This is a genomic window from Pseudoalteromonas luteoviolacea, assembly GCF_001696455.1.
GTDB lineage: Bacteria > Pseudomonadota > Gammaproteobacteria > Enterobacterales > Alteromonadaceae > Pseudoalteromonas > Pseudoalteromonas luteoviolacea_C.
In genome coordinates this window covers 1-3,316 of record NZ_MAUJ01000028.1, presented here as the reverse complement: position 1 = coordinate 3,316, position 3,316 = coordinate 1, and the positions used below count along the sequence as shown (strand labels likewise).

1 protein-coding gene is annotated in these 3,316 nt (G+C 48.2%); it reads right to left on the bottom strand.

Annotated features, from left to right (window positions below):
* A partial coding sequence (locus A7985_RS25285) for a non-ribosomal peptide synthetase (protein WP_141685451.1) occupies nt 1-3,316 on the bottom strand: 3,316 nt, incomplete at both ends.

Genomic DNA, 3,316 nt, shown 5'->3' with positions numbered 1-3,316 from the left:
TGACGATAAGGGTGTTTTACAAAAGCTTGTGCGGTTAATTCTGGCTTATTCAAGTACCCTCGTGCGAGGCCATCACCGGCAATATAAAGCTCACCAATGGCACCGGTAGGAAGTAACTGACCTTGTTCGTTGAGCACCAACAGCTGAGTATTGGCATTGGCGCGGCCTAACACGGGTTTTTCCCCAGGACTAAGCTGGCGAATGGTGGCACAAATTGCCGTCTCTGTGGGACCATATGCGTTATAGAAGTTCACTGTTGGTGCCCACCTGTCCACCAATTGGGCGTCACAGGCTTCCCCTGCAACGACGACATGCTTGATATGCGCAACGGCATCGGGAGAGACAAGCTGCAATGCTGAGGGGGTCATCATCACATGGCTGACTTGGTGCCCGTATTTGCCGATTAACTCGCTTTGATAATCCAAAGTTGTCGACAGCACCAGCGTGGCCCCGCGGCTTAAGGTGACCCAAGTTACCCATGTCGCGGCATCAAAACCAAATGCCGTGCTTTGGTAAAATCCGCTGTCAGATGTGACCCCGATGCGCTCAGCATTATCCACAATGGTGTTTACTAGGCTGCGATGTTCAATCATGACCCCTTTGGGTCGTCCCGTTGAGCCTGACGTATAAATCACATAGGCCAAGTGATCTGGGCGAGAGCCAATGTTGAGTGGCGGAGTATCAGCGCATGTCATATCGAGTGCGTCGAGACGGATAAGCGGTTTGCCTAAATCCTCCGCGGTACTTTGATAAACCGCGTCACTCACAATACAGCTGAGCGCGGTGTCTTCGACCATATAGGCGAGGCGCTCAAAGGGGTAGTCAGGGTCTAAAGGCACGTAGGCGCAGCCGGCTTTAAGAATCCCAAGCATGGCGATAACCATATGGCAGCTGCGGCCTAGGTGGATCCCGATGAGTGTCTGTGGCAAGACTTGATGGTGCTGAACCAAATGTGTGGCAAGTTGGGTGGCACGCAGTTCAAGTTGCGCGTAAGTCAGCGTTTCATCAGCACATCGCACGGCGATGGCATCGGGTCGGCTTTGTGCTTGTTGGCTGACGAGTTGGTCAATCCCAGTGTGCGGATAATCTCGGATTGGACCATTAAGCACAGAGAGGGCATGGTGTTGTTCAGCCTGACTGAGCATGGTGAGTTCATTGAGTGGTTTGTCGATGACGTGTTCGCCATCAACCAGTTTGGACCATTCGCTGAGGTAGTGGCAGAGGTGATTATTGAGTCTGTCGATAGACACCTTGTTAAATAAAGCACTATCGTAAACCCAAGAAAGTACGCCGCCACTTTTATTCATATGGACATTGATCTCCAAGTCAAACTTTAAACTGCGCTCATCGTTTAACAAGGTTGAAATTTGCATGTCATTAGATTGCCCCTCATCGATGACATCAAAGAGCTCACCAAGACCAGAATTAGAGCTTAACGCTATCTGGAATAATGGCGAAAATGCGGTGTTGCGCTCTGGCTGTAAGCTATCAACGAGTTGTTCAAAGGGCACATCTTGGTTTATTTGTGCTTGGGTATGCACTTGCTTAACGTGATGCAAATAACTTGATAACGGCTGTGTTGGCGAAGCGGATACTCTTAAAACCAGAGTGTTGACGAAAAAGCCTACCAAGTCATTTGTCTGTGGCAAACCGCGATTCGCGACCACCGTGCCAACAGTGACATCTTCATTGTGACAGTAATGGGCGATTACTTGAGCCAAAGCAGCATGTAAGAGCATAAATGGCGTCAATTGGAAATGCTCAGCTAACTGACACAATGATGCACTGACATGCGCGGGTAAATGGCCTGTTATACCTTGTGCTTTGGTTTGCTTCACGACGGGTCTTGGCATATCTAAGGGTAGTGAGTGCAATGCCGGTAAGTCAGCCAGTTGCGTTTTCCAATATGCCAGTTGTTCGTCGAGTACCCCATTGCTCAACCAGTTTCTTTGCCAGTGCGCAAAATCAATATACTGTATTGTCAGCTCTGGCAGTACATCGTCGAGATCATGTATTGGTGTCGCCACCTTTAATTGTGCGTTATATAACGTGAGAAACTCTTTCATCAATACGGAAACAGACCATCCATCCGACGCGATATGGTGCATATTGACTAACAGTGCCGCTTGGGTTGCCTGTGGCGTTTTATCCAAGTGTACATAGGTGGCTCTGAGCATCAGATCATCTTGCAATGAGAATGAAGTCGATGCGTCTTGTACCATGAGCTGTTTTAGCGCATGTGTTTGCTTGTCACCTGATAAGTGGCTGAGATCATGTCGAGACAAATTAAATGTCATATTGTCCAACGGATGTTGCCGAATGGTACCGTCAACTTCCCTGTATACTGAACGCAATACTTCATGGCGTTGTAAAATATGCTGAAAAGCACGCTCTATATAGGTCGGATTTACATTGCCTGTTAAGCGGAATGCGAATGGCATATTGTACTCACTCGTCGCGCCTTGCACGCTATCTATGAACCATAGGCGCTGCTGGGCATAAGACAGAGCATGACCAGCAGCGCTTCTTTGGATCTTATTGATAGATTGGCCACATGGACTATCATCAATCTGTGCAATGTAGTTTGCCAACTCTCTGATGGTTGGATATTTAAAAATATCTTTGACTGATAAGTTGACTTGACTGAACTGCCTGATGGCATCTAAAAGTTTGACGCTAAGTAAGGAGTGTCCACCTAAGCTGAAGAAGTTATCATCGATGCCAATGGTGTCCGCTTCTCGACCGAGTACATTGGTCCATGCATTGACCAGCTCCTGCTCTAAAGGTGTTTGTGGTGGAGAAATTGACGCGCCTGAACGAAGCTCGAAGTCAACTTTTGGCAGCGCTTTTTTATCTAGCTTACCGTTGGCAGTCAGCGGCCATGTTTGCAGGACAACGAAGTGTGAAGGCAGCATATAATCGGGCAGCTGTTGGCATAGTGCCGCGCGAATGTCTGGCTCGCACGTCGTACTGTTTTGCTGTATGTAGGCGACTAAGTGGGCCTGACCATACTGATCTTTTTGGATTTGGACAACGGCAGCATCAATGTCTGGCAGTTGCGTCAGTTGCTTTTCAATCTCCCCCAGCTCAACACGGAATCCGCGTATTTTGACTTGCTCATCGACGCGACCTAAAAACTCGAGTTCATTATTAGGCAGTATGCGCACCAAGTCTCCCGTTTTATACATGCGCTCACTGGTGACATCTAACAAGTGACGATAAGGGTGTTTTACAAAAGCTTGTGCGGTTAATTCTGGCTTATTCAAGTACCCTCGTGCGAGGCCATCACCGGCAATATAAAGCTCACCAATGGCAC